The following is a 16,816-nucleotide window of genomic DNA, read 5'->3' as shown; positions in this document are numbered from 1 at the left end:
GGCCCATAAATCGAGAGATTCACACACACATTTTGTCGTTTAACCCGGTTTTTATTTATCCCGAGCCCCGCTCCCGTTTTCATATTCACGAGGTCACTGGTTGCGTTTCCTTCATGCATCGCAGGAAATGAGGGCTATTCGCGCCTTCGGGCTCGTACGCGCCTCCCACTATAGGGGTCATGCTGATCCAACAGACGCACGGCAACGTACCTCAATCTGAGACAATGCTGATATGACAAAGGACATCGACGTACACGGTCGCAAACCTTGGTTCAAGAGCGCTCAGTCTCATCATGCGCCAGGGCCAGGCGAAACTGTGACCGTTTTCTTGCGTGACGTGACGGCGAAGTCTGATCAGGGGATTCGCCTGCTCAACGGTGTTTCTTTGGGGTTCCGTTCGGCTTCACTGACCGCGATTTATGATCCGACGGCTAAGCGTGCGCGGGCTCTTTTTGATGTGATTGCATCGTTTTCTGAGCCTGATTCTGGAGCCGTTTTTGTGCGAAGCCGACACGCGAATCGTCATGGTCGTAGCGCCTCGGTTGCTCTGATTACCGCGTCTTCACCGTTGAACCTGTCGTTGACAGTCCGCCAGAACCTTGTGGCTCCTCTTGCTCTGACCGGGGTGAGTGCGCAGTCGTCGACGTTCCATTCGATTACTCAGATTCTGGGATTGAAGGATCTGTTGGATACACCAACGTCTTCGTTGAAGAAAATTGACCTGTATGCCCTTCTTCTAGCGCAGGCTGTTATCGCTGGTGGCGACATCATTCTGGCGGATGACCCGACGTTCCTTCCGGCTCCGCAAAGGCGTGAGGCACTCGACTTATTGGCCCGCCTCACGCAGTTCGATGCAACCGTCATCTGTGCGACGGCTGATGCGCAGGTCGCGGCCTCGTGCAAACGTGCTGTACTGCTGGCCAACTCGGTATTGAGCGCGGACCTTATTCACCCGACGCTTCAGGCGATTGAGCAGGCACAGAGCGAGGATATTGACAACCCCGCAACGTACTTGGGTCCAATTCCTTCGGCTCTACCTGCGACTTCAGTTTCGGCCACGTCAGCTTCTCCGTCAGTTTCGTCTTCTCTGCCCGTTTCAGATTCTGGGGACGAGGCCGGGGCTTCCGCTCTGGATCAGGATTCTTCATCGCAGGCCCAAGACGGCGAACCGCTAGCTGATAGTGACCATGATGTGCAGATTGCGATTCAGTGGAGGCCTTTGACGGCACACGCCACCGAAGAGGTTAAGACGGAGACGAGCGATGATTCTGCGGAGCTGAGCGAAGACGTTGAGCCTGAGGATTCGAATACTGTTTCTGATGAACTTCCCGATTCGGAAGAACTGGAGTTCGAGGAGGAAACAGATGACCAAGATGCCACCGATTCTGACGAGCCCGTTGCGGAACCGCGATACCCCGGTTTCACGAGGCTGACGCCTTTCACCAGCGAGGTTGTTCGGACTCCTTCGCACGCTGAAGAAGCCGGCGATCTGGAGGGTACTCCTGAAGATGATTCAACGGATACCGATGCGTCTGTACACCTCAACGAAAGCGAGCATGCGCCGGAGGAAGACGACGCTCCGGTAGCAGGCGAAGATGCCGACTCGACGCATCCGGTCGATCTGCCCCACCGCGATGAAGAACCCGATCCGATCACTCAAGCGATTCGTTTGCTCGCATCGCCGAACGGCCGAGAAGCTCTTGCCGAAGCCACACATTCACATGCTGGCCAGGCCTCGTATCCATCGAACGGAACGGGACATAACGCACCCACGCCCCAACAGGCGGAAGTCATTGACAAAGCGCGCAAGATATTGGACGAGCTCCCCGGTTCGGTGATCCCGGAATAGGCTCCGACCTGCGCACTCACCACATACGACTGCAAGGGCGCGCAGAACGTGAGAAACTGGGGTAAAGCGCGGAACCTACCGCAAGAAACGAACTCAGGAAGCGAGCGTCACCGATGACAACTCCGCTCGAACCGATCGAGGAACCCACGGCAGCAAAAGCTCGCCCCGCATCGATGGGGGAACTGTTTGCGACCCTGTCCTCGCAGATTACGACGCTGATCAACGGCGAAATCGAGCTGAACAAGCTCAAAGCTAAGAACTTTGTGAAGAGGATCGGCGTCGGTGGCGTCCTGCTTGCGGTTGCAGCCGTTTTTGCGTTCTACTTACTCGGATGGGTGTTCCACACCGTCGAGGTCGCTATCGCAATCGCTCTTCCCGCGTGGGCCGCCTCGCTCATCACCACCGGCATTCTGCTCCTGATCGTGCTGATTTCGGCGCTTGTTGGCGCCTCGTTCTTGAAGAAGTCACAGGCAGACAAGCCGGATCCGAAGGAACACATCACCCGTGACATCAACGCGTTGAAGAAAGGCCTGGGCAAGTGAGCGACATCAAGGAAACCAGCGAGCGCACCGAAGCTCAGATTCTCGCCGACTTGGCGACTACGCGCGCCGAAATGACGGCCACCGTCGATGAGCTCTTCGCTCGTGTTCAGCCGTCGTACATCATGGATCAGACGAAGGAAACCGCGAAGGCAAAGTTCGCCAACTTCCAGAATCAGGCTCAGATCACCATTCAGGATGCCAAGGACGGCGAACCCGAGGCCCTGAAGAAGGTCGGTATCGCGGCGGCCGGAGCGGCCACGGTTGTCGGTCTGATCGTTCTCAACATCATTCGTAAGAAGCACTGATTTTCAGATTCTTATTCGATTATTTCGTTGAAAAACCGGCTTTTTGTCGGCACCGTTGGGGAACCAAGCGCGCCCGCGGGTATGGACGCATGTGAGCATTGCGCCCGAATAACGCTATGATGTTCCCACGACACATTTTCATTAACCAGGGCACCGCCTCGCGCGGACCCGAACAACGCGGAGGGGGTCGACGCCATGGGGCGCGGCCGTCAAAAGGCCAAGCAGACGAAAGTCGCACGCAAGCTGAAGTATTTCAGTCCTGATACCGATCTCGACGCTTTGCAGCGCGAACTCGCTTCCTCTGAGCACTCTCATTACGACGAGTACGACTACGAGGACGCAGAGGACAAGCAGGACGAAGAAGACGACCTCTACTCCAAGTACGCGGATTTTGCCGACGCCGATAATGTGGAGGAATCTCCCGAGCTCGACGAGGACTTCTGGATCAACCCGTCCAAGTGACGCACCCTCGTGCGTTCCGTTGAACTCACGGCGCACCGTAGTGCCACTGCGGTGCATTACCGACGCTGACTGAAGAGGTTTGTTGATGACTAGCTCATACGCTGGTCTTCGTGTACCCATTTCACATGTAAATAGAAGAGGGCCGAAACCCCGGGTGGGGCTTCGGCCCTCTTTGTATAGGTTGATGGGAGGCTGTATGGGTTGATGCGAGACTTTCCGATAAGGGGCTTGTGAGCTTTCGATTAGGGCTAATGCCCTTCGATGAAGTGGGACCTTCTGGCCTTCCGATCACCTTCCGACGAAGTTTCTCAAGCGATTCGGTACTGGCCGTGCAGGCGAACAGCTCCCGCGTTCACGCCCTTTGTTCCAGAGATGATGCGAGCATCAGTCATGCCAGATCCGTCATCAGCATTCTTTTCGGAACGAACGGTGCCGAGAACCCATGCATCAATGCCAGTAGCCTTAGTCGCAGCCATGACAGCGTCTGCACTTTCAGCGCCAACAACACCGACCATGCCAACGCCTAGGTTGAGCGAATCTTCCATGCCTTCCCAGCTGACGGATCCGCCACGGCGCACCCAATCGAAGACCGGCGGGACAACCCAGGATCCGCGATCGACGTCCGCAATTGATCCCTTGGGGAGGACACGGGAAAGGTTTGCTCCCAGTCCGCCACCGGTCACGTGGGACAGGGCGTGAATGCCGGTCAGGCCAGCACCCGCCAAAGACCCCGCCGAAGAAGAAGCGCCAGCTTCACCCAGCGTTCCAACGCCGAACTGACCAATCAGATCAAGGCACAACGTGGTGTACAGGCGCGTGGGTTCTAGGAGTTCTTCGCCGAGCGTGCGACCGAATTCTTCAACGTGGGCATCCAGTGCGAGCCCGGTTCGCGCGACAACGGAACGCACCAGCGAGTATCCGTTGGAGTGCAGGCCGGATGATGCCATAGCGATCACCACGTCGCCGTCAGCAACGCGTTCTGGCCCAAGCAACATGTCAGCGTCAACAACGCCGGTTGCTGCGCCAGCGATGTCGTAATCGTCGGGTTCCATGACGCCGGGATGTTCCGCGGTTTCACCACCGATCAGCGGGGTTCCGGTTGCTTCGCAAGCGCGAGCAATGCCGGTGACGATCGCTGCGATACGTTCGGGGACAACGTGTCCGCACGCGATGTAGTCGGTCATCAGCACGGGGCGTGCGCCGATCACGACGATATCGTCAACGACCATGCCAACCAGGTCCTGGCCGATGGTGTCGTGAATGTCCATGGCCTGCGCGATAGCAATCTTCGTACCGACGCCGTCCGTGGAGGTGGCGAGCAACGGCTTCTTCATACCAAGCAACGCCGAAGCATCAACCATGCCCGCGAATCCACCGGTTGCACCAAGGACGGTCGCATCGTGCGTACGTGACACGGCTTCCTTCATAAGTTCGACAGCGCGGTCTCCTGCCGCGGTATCGACGCCGGCTGACGCGTAGTCGAGGGGGGTGTTCTCGCTCATCGAAGCTCCCTTGGTGAGGTGCGGTGGTGGGGTGGTCGGTTGAGGATCGTGAGTGCATATCCGGCACGTGTGGTCACGAGGCCGTATCCGGTTAGCAACTGATAGCCCCTGGAGTGCCGGGGATAGGTGTGCCTGCAGGGATTGTTTCGGGGTAGTCGCCGGTGAAGCAACCAAGACAAAGGCTGGTTCCCTGGCGGGTCGCGCGAACCATGCCGGGCATCGACAGGTAAGCCAGCGAATCGGCGCCAATAGAAGCGCGGACCTCGTCAATGTTCATCGCCGAAGCGATCAGTTCCGCGCGGGTCGGGAAGTCGATGCCGAAGAAGCATGGCCACTGGACCGGCGGTGATGAAATTCTGACGTGTACTTCGGATGCGCCGGCCTCGCGCAACATACGGACCAGAGCCCGCTGAGTATTTCCGCGGACGATGGAGTCGTCGATGACGATCAGTCGCTTACCCTCGATAACCTCGCGCAACGGGTTGAGTTTCAGGCGAATACCCAACTGGCGTAGCGACTGAGTCGGTTGAATGAAAGTTCGGCCAACGTAGGCGTTCTTCACGAGACCCTGGGCGAAGGGAATACAGGACGCCTCTGCGTAGCCGATGGCGGCCGGAGTGCCCGATTCAGGCGTGGGGATCACCAAATCGGCTTCGACACCTGACTCTTCGGCGAGGATCGCACCCATCTCACGGCGCGCCGCCACAATCTGACGATCACCAATGACGGTGTCAGGGCGGGCAAGGTACACGTATTCAAAGACGCAGGTGTTGGAGCGTTTAACCGCGAAGTGGCGTGAGTGAACACCGCTTTGGTCGATTGCGACGAGCTCGCCGGGTTCAATTTCGCGGACGAACGTGGCACCGCACAGGTCAAGGGCGGAGGTTTCGGAAGCCAAGACCCAGCCGGAGTACAGGCGACCCAGTACTAGCGGTCGATATCCGTGGGGGTCGCGCGCAGCGTAGAGCGTGTTCTCGTCCATGAAGACCAGCGAGAACGCGCCCTTCAAGCGTGGCAGAACCTTCAGGGCCGCCGCGATGAGAGACGAATAGCCTTCTGTTGTCCCCTGTGCCGGCGCCTCGCCTAACGAGGAAGCAGAACCGGGCTCTACGGTCGACGACTGCGCAAAAGAAGCAGAATCGCCCTGGTCCATGGGGGACGCAAGGGCGAGCGCTGGAGGAATAAACGGCACGGGTCCAGGGATACGATCTGCCAGTCCAAGAAGGGCCGTGACGATGGCTGTGTCCGTGGTTGCACCACGTTCAATGTCGTCGCCTTCGTCGGCGATCTTCTGCGCCAGCTCACGCAGTTCGGTCGTGTTCGTCAGGTTGCCGTTGTGGCAGAGAGCGACCGTTCCGTTTGGCGTGGGGCCGAGCGTGGGCTGGGCGTTACGCCACGTATCCGCGCCCGTAGTCGCGTAGCGGACATGTCCGATGGCAACGTGGCCGGTCAGACCTTGAAGGGTTTGTTCCGTGAACACCTGGTTCACCAAGCCTTGGTCTTTGTAGACCAGAATCTGGGAGCCGTTCGAGGTTGCGATACCGGCGGACTGCTGTCCTCGGTGTTGCAGAGCATATAGCGAGAAGTAGGTGAGTCGCGAAACGTCCTCACCGGGCGCCCACACGCCGAAAACACCACAGTGGTCGTGCGGTCGGTCGTCTTCGAAGATCTCTTGGTCGGATAGGGGCTGATCCATGTTCACCGAGTCTGCGATCACGGCTTCACCTTCTCACAGATTGACGTGCGCGTGCCACGAGCGTCCGGGTGAGGTGAGGAACTCATCCCATTCCTCTCCTGATCTTTCGCAACAGTGAGCTCGCGAAAAATGCGAATGAGGAGCGGAGCATATTGAGTCGAAACCGCGCGTTTGCACCCCACAACGCCATGTGCAGACAGTGGGTGCGACAATGAAAGCAGTTGATTCCTATCCGTTCGGAGATCATTTCGATGGCATCTTCTGCTCTGAGTGTTGTGTGCTGGGTGTTTTCCCTGCTGGTGACTCTGCTCGCCCTGCTGGCGTTCGGTCGCGGTATCGCACATATCTGGCGCCAGATCAACCAGGGCCAGCCTGATCCGGGGCGTCTGCGCCCGGTGGGCAAGCGTCTATGGTCGATGATTTCTACGATTTTGACTCACCGTGAATTCAAGCATCGCCCGTGGGTGAAGGTCGCTCACTGGCTGGTGATGATCTCTTTCCCTCTGCTGTTCCTCACGCTTGTTGCCGGCTATGGGCAGTTGCGCGATCAGATGTATGCCCTGCCACTGCTGGGGCATTTTGCGCCGTGGGAGTGGCTGACAGAAATCCTCGCCTGGGGTGGCCTGCTGGGCATCATCTACCTGATGACCGTGCGCAAGCACGCTGGCCACGGCACTGTCGCTGAGGCAGCCGTGTCGAATGATGATCCGGCTTCCCTGACGGGTGACGACGCGCCACTGTCCTGCCCGCACCCGCGCGACGGTTCACCGCAAGGGTTGGCATCGCGTTTCCTCGGGTCGACGAAATGGCAGGCTCTGTTCGTCGAGTGGGTCGTTCTGATTGTGTGCGTGTGCATCATCGGTTTACGAGGCCTCGAATACGGCCTGATGTCCGAACAGAATGTGGGTCAGGAATGGACGTTGCCTCTGATTGTTCACTTCCCGCTAACCGGCTGGATCGGCACGCTTGCTTTGAGGGCTGAGCTTGACTCAACCGGTCTTGCAAACGCGATCGTCGTAGTTGCGACCGTCAAAATCATGACGTCAATGCTCTGGATGATGGTCATCGGCGTGCAGACGTCGATGGGCATTGCATGGCACCGTTTCGTTGCGATCGTCAACCTGTATGCGCGTCGCAACGATGACGGCACAAAGTCGCTTGGTCCCGCCGATCACATGCTGATCAACGGCGCGCCGGTGACCAGTGAAGAACAGTTCGAAGACCTTCCCGAGGACACGATTCTGGGTACGGGCAGTGCCACCGACCTGTCGTGGAAGGCACGCCTTGACCTGTATGCCTGCACGGAATGTGGTCGTTGCCAGGAACTCTGCCCCGCGTGGAATACGGGCAAACCCCTCTCCCCCAAGCTTGTAATCATGTCGATGCGCGACCACATGGAGTCAGCCTCGAATAAAGAGATCGTCTCTCAGGAACTTGTTGACGGTAACGTCCCCGGTGACCGCACTGTTGCCGACGTGATCGAGCACGGCGATCTGATGCTGGATAAGGGCGTTGAACCTTCCCCGCATTCCTTCGATGTCCTGCAGATGCTTTCCGCATCCGGGGCAACCGGCCCTGAGGGCGTCACTGACGTCGCCGGCCCACTGGTTCCCGGCGTTATCAGCGAGGAAGTCCTCTGGAATTGCACGATGTGTGGCGCCTGCGTCGAACAATGCCCCGTCGACATTGAGCACATCGACCACATTCTTGACCTGCGGCGCCACCAAGTGCTGATGGAAGCCGCGTTCCCACGCGAACTGGGACGCGCATTCCGTGGCATGGAATCAAAGGCCAACCCTTACAACCAGCCGGCACGAAAGCGTTTGGATTGGGCGAAGAACCTAGAGTTCGACGTGCCCGTGATCGGCGAAGATATCGAGACCGCTGAAGAGGTCGACTACCTCTTCTGGGTAGGTTGCGCGGGCGCTTTCGACGATAAGGCAAAGCAGACCAGCGCTGCCGTGGCAGAGCTATTGCACACTGCCGGCGTGTCCTTCGCTGTCCTCGGTTCGGGTGAGTCGTGCACGGGTGATGCTGCGCGCCGTGCCGGCAATGAGGTTCTCTTCCAGATGCTCGCCGCGCAGGCGATTGAGACTCTGAATGAGGCGAAGGCTCAAAAGATCGTTGTCTCGTGCGCTCACTGCTTCAACACGATTGCTGGCGAGTACCCGGAGCTCGGTGGTCACTTCGACGTCATCCACCATACCCAGTTGCTGAACCGCCTAGTGCGCGATGGTCTGCTGAAGCCGGTTGCTCCAGGCTCTCCGTCTGATACCGACCAGGCGGGTCGTCCCCTGCACGTCACCTATCACGATGCCTGCTACCTGGGTCGCCATAACCGCGTTTACGAGCCACCGCGCGAACTGGTCGCTTCCATCCCAGGTGTTGAGGTTGTTGAGATGCCTCGTAACCGCGACCGTGCCATGTGCTGCGGTGCCGGTGGCGCGCACGCCTGGTTCGAAGAATCACGAGGCACCCGCATTAGTGATGCTCGCATTGTCGAGGCAGCATCAACAGGCGCTGACGTGGTCGCCACTGCGTGCCCGTTCTGTTCGCAGATGCTGGGGTCTGCGTCCGGTTCCTCGGTGGGCTTCTTGTCCGCCTCTGGCCAGGGCGCACCTGCTGACGGCGCCACGTTGACGGAAGCCACTTCCCTGCCCGAGGTGAAAGACGTGGCGGTCATGTTGCTCGAAGCCGTGAAGCGCGGTCAGTAGGGTCGTTATTCTCTTCCGTTCTGCCGAGCCAAGACTGTATTTGACTGGGTATTTTCACCTTTCTTTGCGCCCAAACTCGCAATTTTTCGACAGTCTCAAACCAGAATTCACACAACCCTGACTAACCCTGAGTCACCCCTGATTTGTCAGTGTCCTCATTCCCCCACGACACGGGGCACTGATACCGTTGGGAACCATCAACGTTGATGAGCGTCTAGGAGTATTCGTGTCCTCTTCCACGTCCCCGCGTTTTCAAAAGATCATCGCCCTGATTAAGACAGGTGTATGGATCATCATCGCGATCAGCCTCGTGAAATTCGCATTCTTTCCTTCCACTGGGGCGGACCAAAGCGACCAAGTCCTTGATCCGAGTGCGAATTACGAGCAGATGACGGTCACCCCGACAAAAGCGGACATCACGAACACCGTCTCGGTCAACGGCAACATCGAAAACGATCCCTCCACCGTTGTTAAAGCAACCGGGACTGGCGAGGTCAACTACATCGCCGTAGCTGACGGCACATACGTCGAAGCAGGAGCCATGATCCTGCAGATACGCAAAGACATCACCAACGAAAGCACCCCGGCGATCGGCAACGAGGAGAACACGGTACCCACTCAACCGACGAGGATCTACACGTACACGGACATCACTGCCCCCGCCAGTGGCACCCTGCATCTCAGTGCGCTACTCGGCCAGGAGTTCAGCATCGGCGACCAGCTGGGAACCATCGCCCCCTCCACCTATTCCGCCGTGGCAACTCTGAACGCCGACCAGCTGTACCGCATTCAAGAAACACCCTCCGAAGCAACCGTGACCATCACTAATGGGCCCGCACCTTTCACCTGCTCGGGACTCAAGATCGTCACGCCTGACGCGACGCAGAAGAACACGAATCAGCAGGGAGAGAACCAGCAGAGCAGCGGTATCCAAGCACGTTGCGCAATCCCAGCAGATCAGAAGGTCTTCCCCGGCCTCGGCTTGAAAATGGACATTGTCGCGGGCTCCGCAACCGACGTCCTCACGCTCCCCATCAGCGCTGTTGAAGGCCGTTTCCAAAGCGGATTCGTTTACATTCCCGCCACTGATGGAGCCGGCAAGCCCGAAAAGAAGCCTGTCACCTTGGGTCTGACTGACGGCGAAATCGTCGAGATCAAGGAAGGCCTGACGGAATCCGACTCGGTGCTCGAATTCATTCCCACCGCCAGCTCAGAGAAAACACAGGGCAGTGAATCCGGTGTAGATGGAGCCACTCCCCTGACGGGCACCACTGAAAGCTCGGCGGGCTGACATGAGCCTGATCGAACTCGCCCAGGTCACCCGGACGGTTCAACTACCCGACGGGTCCGACCTGAGAATCCTGCGTGGCGTCGACCTGAGCGTCGATCCCGGCGACCACATTTCCATCGTGGGGCGCTCCGGCACCGGCAAATCGACGATGCTCAACATCATTGGTCTGCTGGATCTGCCAACTGACGGAACGTACACGATCAACGACATTGACGTGACACGCCTGGGCGAAGGGAAGCGCTCTGCCCTGCGCGGTTCAACCTTCGGCTTCGTGTTCCAGCAGTTCAACATTTTCAATGCGCGCACGGCAGTTGAAAACGTTGAAGTCCCATTGCTCTACGCAACTGGACAAGCATTTTGGAGGCGTCGCACACTTGCCGCTTCCATGCTCGACCGCGTGGGGCTCGGCGATCGCCTCGACTCCTACCCCTCCCAAATGTCTGGTGGCGAACAGCAGCGCATCGCCATCGCACGTGCCCTTGTCCACCAGCCAAGAGTCATCCTCGCCGACGAGCCCACCGGCGCACTCGACCCCGAAACCGGCGCGCTGGTCATGGAACTCCTTGAAACCGTCGCCAGAGAAAACAACGCCGCCCTCATCGTCATCACCCACGATTTCGCGGTCGCCTCGCGCGCAAAGAGAATCTTCCAGCTCGCCGACGGTACCCTGCATGCAATCGACTCCCACGATCTTTCCGCCACCCGTCCTTCAATCGACGAGGCCGACCCCACCCAACTGGTCACCTCCCCCTCAACCGGTGGTCGAAACGAAGAGGAGGAGACTCAGGAATGAATACCCTCAACCAGATCATCGGCGCCCTCGTAGAAGCATGGGGCGAAGTCAAAGTACAAAAAACCCGAGTCATCCTCTCCCTCGTCGGCGTCGTAGCGGCCGTCGCAGCCATGTCCTCAGTCATCGCCATTGGCGACATGTTGGTTCAGGTCAATAAAGAAATGGAGGAAGCCTACTCAGGCCGATCCATTACTCTGCACGTCAGCGCATCAGAAACCAGTTCAGACACCGGTGAGACAGGCGCGGCCTCGTCGACCGAAAGCGAAACTGGCACCACAACAAACGCCGAAGGAATGCCAACTATCGACAGCGACTCAGCAACCCAAGGCACAACGAGCAGCGACGGAAGCAACGCGCTCGCCGCGCTCACCGGCGTCATTCACGACCCCATGGGTGACGCCATGACAACCGTCGCTCAACGCCTGCAAATCCCCTACTGGTCCAGGCTCGAAACAGGGAATATCACCTTCACTGAGATAGAACAGATCTCAAAAACCGGTTCATACCGAGGAGTCCCCACGACGCAGGACCTCACAACGATGGAAACGTCCACATCCGTGAAAGCCATCGACCCCGCGTACTCCACGCTATTCCGATTGACCCCAATCGTCGGCAGGTGGATCGATGCGGGCGACGCCAACCAGCGAGTCGTCCCCATCGTCATCAACTCCACGCTCTGGGAATACCTAGCTCACGCGAATATTGCAGACCCTATCGTCCTGCACGCCAACGATGCTTCCGCCACCCAATACCGCGTCGTCGGAGTCATCAAATCCAACTCGCAATGGGACAGCCCAACCGCCTACATCGACTACACCGCCTGGCAGTTCACCAAATCACAGTCGGCCGCGCTCAGCGGACAATCCCCCACATCAAACGGTGTTGAAATGCTGGTCTGGACCGCAGCTGACCAGGCGGAACAAGCACGAGACCTGCTCCCCAAAGCACTCGCATCCGTACTCGGCAAAGGCTGGAAAGGCGACGTCTACGGCGGTGAATACTACGACGGCGGACAATCCAGCATGAATACGATCCGCACCGTCATCATGGTCATCGGTGGCATCGTCATCCTGCTAGGTGCACTCGGGCTACTGAACGTCGCGATCGTCACCGTACGCCAACGCATCCGAGAAATCGGCATCCGGCGAGCTATGGGAGCATCCGCTAAACGAGTCTTCTTCGCGGTCTTCATGGAGTCGGTTGTCGCTACCTTCGTCGCCGGCGTCATCGGTGTCGGAATTGCCATCATCGTGATCCGACTACTGCCACTTGACACGTTGTTGGGCATCTACCTGCAGGAACGCCCACCATTCCCGATGAGCGCAGCCATCGACGGCATTGCCATCTCCACGGGAATCGGCGCTCTCTGCGGAATTATCCCTGCGCTCGCTGCCGTCAGAGTCAAACCAATCGACGCGATCCGGTACTGACAACCTGCTTGGCTAGCCTCCGACCAGTTGCTACCACTGCGCAGATAATCCCCGGAAGCTCAGACAATTGCTCTTAGTCCAGCCCACCGACGAAGCCGGTGGGCCGTCAGTAGCGAGCACAACTCGCCCCTGGGGACAACCTGCCTCCGTGGCAGTGTGCAAGCGGGGACAATCAGCGCGGAAGAGCCAGGCGATCCTCGCCGACGCGCACCAGCAGGCCATCGGCAAGCAAGCCTTCGATCACACGGGGAGCCTGGTCAGGGTCGCTACCCGGCAAGGTCGCCGCTTCTAACGCCGCAGAGTAGGAAACTGTCGGGGCGGCCTCGTTGATTGGGGAAGGTACATTGCCGGTAGCTGACGAGTCCCCGGAAGCAACGGGAGAATCGGAACTGGCACAAGAAGCTGATGAGTCGCCGGAAACGTGCCGGTCGCGCAACAGTTGCATGACTCGCCCGCGCGCCTGACGGTCCGTGCCCGCCCAGGCCTGAGACTTTCTCTTGACCTCGACCATTGGACGCCCGGCAACGAACCATGCGCACTCGGCTACAAGCGGACACGTATCACACGCAGGATTCTTCGATGTGCACGCGATCGCCCCGAACTCCATCAGCGCAAGGTTCCACGTCGCACACTCAGCGCCCGACGACGGTAGCAGGGAATCGGCGAGCTCCCTCTCGACGCGAGTCGGCGACGAAGACGCAGGGCGTTCGATCCCGCTGAAAATCCGCGCAATCACGCGTCGAATATTCGTATCGAGCACCGCGCGACGCTCATGAAACTGGAACGACATCAGCGCAGATGCCGTGTACGGGCCAATGCCCGGCAGGCTACACAACGACTCAAAGTCGGCGGGAACCTGGCCACCTGGGCGCTCACTAATGGCGATCGCGCACTCGCGAAGGCGCAGGGCGCGCGACGGATAGCCGAGCCTCCCCCACTCGACCAGAACCCGCGACGCAGGAGCAGCCGCGAGCGCAGCGGGCGTCGGCCATAGTTGCATCCACCGGCTCCAAATCGGTTGGACACGAGGCATGGGTGTTTGCTGGCTCATCACTTCGCCGACCAGAGTTCCCCACGGCGTCACGTCCTCGCCGCGCATAGGGAGTTCACGCTTGTTTTCCTTCATCCAATTCACGAGGCCGGTCAGCACCTCGTTGCGTTTGGCCTGCCGAGTGGTCGAGGCTGAGCTTGCGGGCGCACTTTCACCACGAACAGCGCCAGAAGAGGAAGAGGACATGACCATCAGCCTAAACGGTCGCCGTGAATGTGAAACAATTGGGCCATGCTATTGAGCGATCGCGATATTAATGCCGGCCTTGATTCTGGGCGTATTCAGCTGGACCCGCTTGATCGGGACCTGATTCAGCCCGCAAGTATTGACGTGCGTTTGGACAGGTTGTTCCGTCTTTTCGACAACCACCGTTACGCCGTGATTGATCCGTCCGCTGATCAGACGGATCTGACGCATCAGGTTGATGTGGGGCCGGATCGGCCGTTCGTTCTGCACCCGGGCGAGTTCGTACTGGGCGCAACCTACGAACTGGTCACCTTGAGTGATGACATTGCAGCGCGTCTTGAAGGTAAGTCGTCGCTTGGTCGCTTGGGTCTGCTGACGCACTCGACCGCTGGCTTCATTGACCCCGGGTTCTCCGGCCACGTCACGCTGGAGCTTTCGAACACGGCGACCATGCCGATCCTGCTCTACCCGGGTATGAAGATCGGCCAGCTCTGCTTCTTCGATCTGTCATCTCCGGCGGAGCACCCCTACGGTTCGTCCGGTTTAGGTTCGCACTACCAGGGTCAGCGTGGCCCGACTCCCTCGCGCACGCACCTGCGTTTCAACCGCACTCGAATCGAGCGCTGAACGAACGTGTCAGGCGAGGTTTCGGATAACAACGAGGGCACTGGGACGAATGGTGTTCCCGATGCGCCGATGCGTCGCTCTTTGCGCGATCGCATGGCCGACGCATCTTCGCGTTCACGCTCCTCGTTGGCCGAAAATTATGTTGGTGATTCAACGTCGCTCACCTCAACGTCATTGAATGCCATCACCTCTCTGTCCGAGTTTTCGCAGACCTTCTCCGTTGGCGCCGAAGGCGTTTCGCAGACGTCGCAGATTGCTCCGATTTCGGCAACAATTTCGACTTCCGCTCCCGCGCGTTCAATCGACGAGGCCGCAGCCTTGGAACATCATCTGCTGTTATTGGCCGATGAAGTAGATCCTTTAGAAATTGAGGCACTCGCCCTGTCAATTTGGGATGAAGCTCGCTGGGAAGGAGCCGGTCAGCTACACCTTGTTGGCGAGGCACGACTGGTGGGACCGTGGAGCATTGACGCAACTCTACGTAAGACGCTCAAGACCCCCGCTTCACTAACAAACGTGTGGGTGTTGGAATGCCCAAAGTCGCGCAGAAATCCCGTGGATCCTCAGCTTGCCGTCCTCGACGAGTGGGCAAGCGTTTTCCCCGATGGAGTTCCCGTCGGCCTAGAGTACCGGATTTTGACCGCACTGAAGCGGATGGCTCGACGCCTGGGTGGCGCTGTTCGCGTCGCCGATTCGGGGAAGATGATCGCCCCGGATCCTGATTCAGCGGTTTCGTTGACCGTATACACTCCACGCTGGCTGGATCCTGAGGACCTGTTGAACCTGCTAAAGCCTCATTTCCCACAGCTCACAGATTCACGTCAGATTGCCACTCCCGCACCGCAGTCCGCGCAGCAGGTGGTTCAAAAAAATGCTGCTATCGCTGCGGAACCCGGAACGATCCGCACAGATATCGCGACAAAGATCGCGAAAGCACGCGAACTGGCCGAAAAAGCAGCGAAAGAAGTCGGCGCCACCCCCGAAGTTGTTGCCGGGTACGCGCTTGTCACCCCGATCGCGAACCGGTCAGATCTGATAATCGAAGTAGAGCCGGTTCCTCGTCCCCCCCAGGTTCTGCGTTGGGAGTCGTGGACAACGGGCGTCATCATCGAATATCACCTGAAATGGTTGCCGGCAGGAATGCTTGAGCCACCGACCGGAGTGTCACGAACAGCGCGCTTGGAGCGCATGCGCTCATCGCGTGACATTGAGAAGGTCGCAGAAATCATCGTCACCGCCGTCGGCGGATCCGTGATTGACGAAGACGGTTTCCTCGTCGGTCTTGTGGACGATACCGCAATCGAATAATGCATACTCGGCCAGCTTGCGCCGTTTGTTCGTCTACAGCGCACACAAGCTCTTGCTCAGCCAAGATTCAGGAAACATTCAGACGAGTGCGATGGAATATACCCATGAGCACCATCGGTAGCCCCGAACCTCGCGAAGTCGAACTCATCTTCGATGATCCCACCCCCACTGGCCGCCCCTCCGCAGGATCAGCATCTTCGGACGGCAACTCCACGCTGGATTCGCGCGACCACGTTCACTTCACCCAGCGTTCAACGCCGGGCACCAACGAGCAGACCGCGCCCCAGCCGACGAGCACCCAAGCGGGCACGGCCTCGTACACCTCAGGAAACGTCGGTCGAGAATACTCCGGCAACTCAATCCCCACCGCACGCCTGAGCGAAACACAACTGCCCAGCCTGCAGGTCTTGGGGATTTCTCTCCTCGTCGCACTCATCCTGAACATGCTCCTGGCGTTCACCTCCCTGATCCCAGCAATCGCAGGAATTACAGCACCGTTGAACACGATGCTGGCAAGCACGTCAGCACTCATTGCGACGGGACTCGTTTCAACGCTCGTCGCCATCGCAATCACATTCGCCACCTGGAGTTACCTGCGTAAACGCGCAGAAAACGGGCGAGCAACCGCATTCGTGTTCATCACCTGGCTCTCATGGTTGCTCAGCGGAATCTTCGCTTCCGCATCCACCGGCTCCCTCCCCTTCGTCGTCTCAGCGGTCGCATTCTGCGTCTCATTCACGACAACGGTGCACCACATGAACAACAGCACGACACGAGGCATCACCCACTGGTGGGAATGGGTCGCCAGCGCCGTCAGCCTGATCGTAATCATCACTGCGGTCTTGACCGGCACTGCGACGCTCGCATCCGCGATCATCACGTCGATCATTTCGACGGCTGTCACCCTCATGTCAATCCGCGCATGGAACGCCTTCGTTGCACCCATCATCGACACGCGCGAACACGTCCGCTCCATGATGAACGTTATGCGAGGCGCCGGCTTCTAAGTCATGGCTTATAGGCCAAAACGTGTTGGTTTCGGTTTAGTAGGTTTCGTGCC

At 58.7% G+C, this 16,816-nt stretch carries 14 protein-coding genes; 11 read left to right on the top strand and 3 right to left on the bottom strand.

Translation table 11 applies throughout. The features are described 5' to 3' along the window. The first annotated feature begins 232 nt into the window (after window positions 1-232). The 4 genes from PG731_RS08575 to PG731_RS08560 all read left to right on the top strand — a co-directional run bounded on the left by PG731_RS08575 (window position 233) and on the right by PG731_RS08560 (window position 3,158). Window positions 233-1,849 carry a hypothetical protein gene (locus tag PG731_RS08575; protein ID WP_270773384.1) on the top strand — a complete coding sequence of 539 codons (1,617 nt, stop codon included), beginning with the start codon at window positions 233-235 and terminating at the stop codon, window positions 1,847-1,849. A 113-nt stretch (window positions 1,850-1,962) separates the two neighbouring features. Beyond that, entirely contained in the window at window positions 1,963-2,391 is a 429-nt protein-coding gene (locus PG731_RS08570) for a phage holin family protein (RefSeq protein WP_270773383.1), read from the top strand. Further along, window positions 2,388-2,696, top strand: coding sequence for a DUF3618 domain-containing protein (locus tag PG731_RS08565; protein ID WP_270773382.1), 309 nt, complete (start codon window positions 2,388-2,390; stop codon window positions 2,694-2,696). Before PG731_RS08570 ends, PG731_RS08565 begins: the two co-directional genes overlap by 4 nt. Before the next feature lie 195 nt (window positions 2,697-2,891). Then, window positions 2,892-3,158 (top strand): DUF3073 domain-containing protein, encoded by a 267-nt coding sequence (locus tag PG731_RS08560; RefSeq protein ID WP_270773381.1) that lies wholly within the window; start codon window positions 2,892-2,894, stop codon window positions 3,156-3,158. Between the two features lie 308 nt (window positions 3,159-3,466). On the opposite strand, the gene purM is transcribed toward PG731_RS08560, so the two are convergent. Continuing rightward, on the bottom strand, window positions 3,467-4,660 hold the full coding sequence (gene purM / locus PG731_RS08555; RefSeq protein ID WP_270773380.1) for a phosphoribosylformylglycinamidine cyclo-ligase: 1,194 nt from the start codon (window positions 4,658-4,660) through the stop codon (window positions 3,467-3,469). Window positions 4,661-4,751: 91 nt separating this feature from the next. Further along, a complete protein-coding gene (gene purF, locus PG731_RS08550; RefSeq protein ID WP_270773385.1) occupies window positions 4,752-6,356 on the bottom strand; it encodes an amidophosphoribosyltransferase in 1,605 nt (534 codons plus the stop codon). Window positions 6,357-6,607: 251 nt separating this feature from the next. Between purF and PG731_RS08545 the strand changes: the two genes are divergently transcribed. The 4 genes from PG731_RS08545 to PG731_RS08530 all read left to right on the top strand — a co-directional run bounded on the left by PG731_RS08545 (window position 6,608) and on the right by PG731_RS08530 (window position 12,584). Further along, the gene (locus PG731_RS08545) at window positions 6,608-9,070 is read left to right on the top strand and encodes a (Fe-S)-binding protein (protein WP_270773379.1); all 2,463 of its coding nucleotides are present in this window, start codon (window positions 6,608-6,610) and stop codon (window positions 9,068-9,070) included. A 226-nt stretch (window positions 9,071-9,296) separates the two neighbouring features. Next, complete coding sequence (locus PG731_RS08540; protein ID WP_270773378.1) at window positions 9,297-10,361, top strand: efflux RND transporter periplasmic adaptor subunit; 1,065 nt, start codon at window positions 9,297-9,299, stop codon at window positions 10,359-10,361. A 1-nt stretch (window position 10,362) separates the two neighbouring features. Continuing rightward, the gene (locus tag PG731_RS08535; protein WP_270773377.1) at window positions 10,363-11,154 is read left to right on the top strand and encodes an ABC transporter ATP-binding protein; all 792 of its coding nucleotides are present in this window, start codon (window positions 10,363-10,365) and stop codon (window positions 11,152-11,154) included. Beyond that, complete coding sequence (locus tag PG731_RS08530) at window positions 11,151-12,584, top strand: ABC transporter permease (RefSeq protein ID WP_270773376.1); 1,434 nt, start codon at window positions 11,151-11,153, stop codon at window positions 12,582-12,584. Before PG731_RS08535 ends, PG731_RS08530 begins: the two co-directional genes overlap by 4 nt. Window positions 12,585-12,756: 172 nt before the next feature. Here PG731_RS08530 and PG731_RS08525 read toward each other — a convergent pair whose 3' ends face one another. Then, window positions 12,757-13,821, bottom strand: coding sequence for an A/G-specific adenine glycosylase (locus tag PG731_RS08525; RefSeq protein WP_270773375.1), 1,065 nt, complete (start codon window positions 13,819-13,821; stop codon window positions 12,757-12,759). A 45-nt stretch (window positions 13,822-13,866) separates the two neighbouring features. Between PG731_RS08525 and dcd the strand changes: the two genes are divergently transcribed. The 3 genes from dcd to PG731_RS08510 all read left to right on the top strand — a co-directional run bounded on the left by dcd (window position 13,867) and on the right by PG731_RS08510 (window position 16,763). Then, window positions 13,867-14,448: a dCTP deaminase gene (gene dcd, locus PG731_RS08520; RefSeq protein WP_270773374.1), complete on the top strand. Its 582-nt coding sequence runs from the start codon at window positions 13,867-13,869 to the stop codon at window positions 14,446-14,448. 6 nt (window positions 14,449-14,454) lie between these two features. Continuing rightward, window positions 14,455-15,756, top strand: a complete 1,302-nt coding sequence (locus tag PG731_RS08515) for a PRTRC system protein E (protein ID WP_270773373.1) — start codon at window positions 14,455-14,457, stop codon at window positions 15,754-15,756. 104 nt (window positions 15,757-15,860) lie between these two features. Beyond that, window positions 15,861-16,763, top strand: coding sequence for a hypothetical protein (locus tag PG731_RS08510; protein WP_270773372.1), 903 nt, complete (start codon window positions 15,861-15,863; stop codon window positions 16,761-16,763). Window positions 16,764-16,816 lie beyond the last annotated feature (53 nt).

The sequence above is a fragment of the Pauljensenia sp. OF14-1SRA genome, from assembly GCF_027694595.1.
Classification (GTDB): Bacteria; Actinomycetota; Actinomycetes; order Actinomycetales; family Actinomycetaceae; genus Pauljensenia; species Pauljensenia turicensis_B.
Note: the sequence above shows the minus strand (reverse complement) of the source record. Positions and strands in the feature narration are given on the sequence as shown.

Coding starts and splice junctions, on each gene's coding strand:
- PG731_RS08560 (WP_270773381.1), top strand. CDS start 2,892: ATGGGGCGCGGCCGTCAAAAGGCCAAGCAGACGAAAGTCGCACGCAAG.
- purM (WP_270773380.1), bottom strand. CDS start 4,660: ATGAGCGAGAACACCCCCCTCGACTACGCGTCAGCCGGCGTCGATACC.
- PG731_RS08575 (WP_270773384.1), top strand. CDS start 233: ATGACAAAGGACATCGACGTACACGGTCGCAAACCTTGGTTCAAGAGC.
- dcd (WP_270773374.1), top strand. CDS start 13,867: ATGCTATTGAGCGATCGCGATATTAATGCCGGCCTTGATTCTGGGCGT.
- PG731_RS08530 (WP_270773376.1), top strand. CDS start 11,151: ATGAATACCCTCAACCAGATCATCGGCGCCCTCGTAGAAGCATGGGGC.
- PG731_RS08570 (WP_270773383.1), top strand. CDS start 1,963: ATGACAACTCCGCTCGAACCGATCGAGGAACCCACGGCAGCAAAAGCT.
- PG731_RS08525 (WP_270773375.1), bottom strand. CDS start 13,821: ATGTCCTCTTCCTCTTCTGGCGCTGTTCGTGGTGAAAGTGCGCCCGCA.
- PG731_RS08535 (WP_270773377.1), top strand. CDS start 10,363: ATGAGCCTGATCGAACTCGCCCAGGTCACCCGGACGGTTCAACTACCC.
- PG731_RS08510 (WP_270773372.1), top strand. CDS start 15,861: ATGAGCACCATCGGTAGCCCCGAACCTCGCGAAGTCGAACTCATCTTC.
- purF (WP_270773385.1), bottom strand. CDS start 6,356: ATGGATCAGCCCCTATCCGACCAAGAGATCTTCGAAGACGACCGACCG.
- PG731_RS08545 (WP_270773379.1), top strand. CDS start 6,608: ATGGCATCTTCTGCTCTGAGTGTTGTGTGCTGGGTGTTTTCCCTGCTG.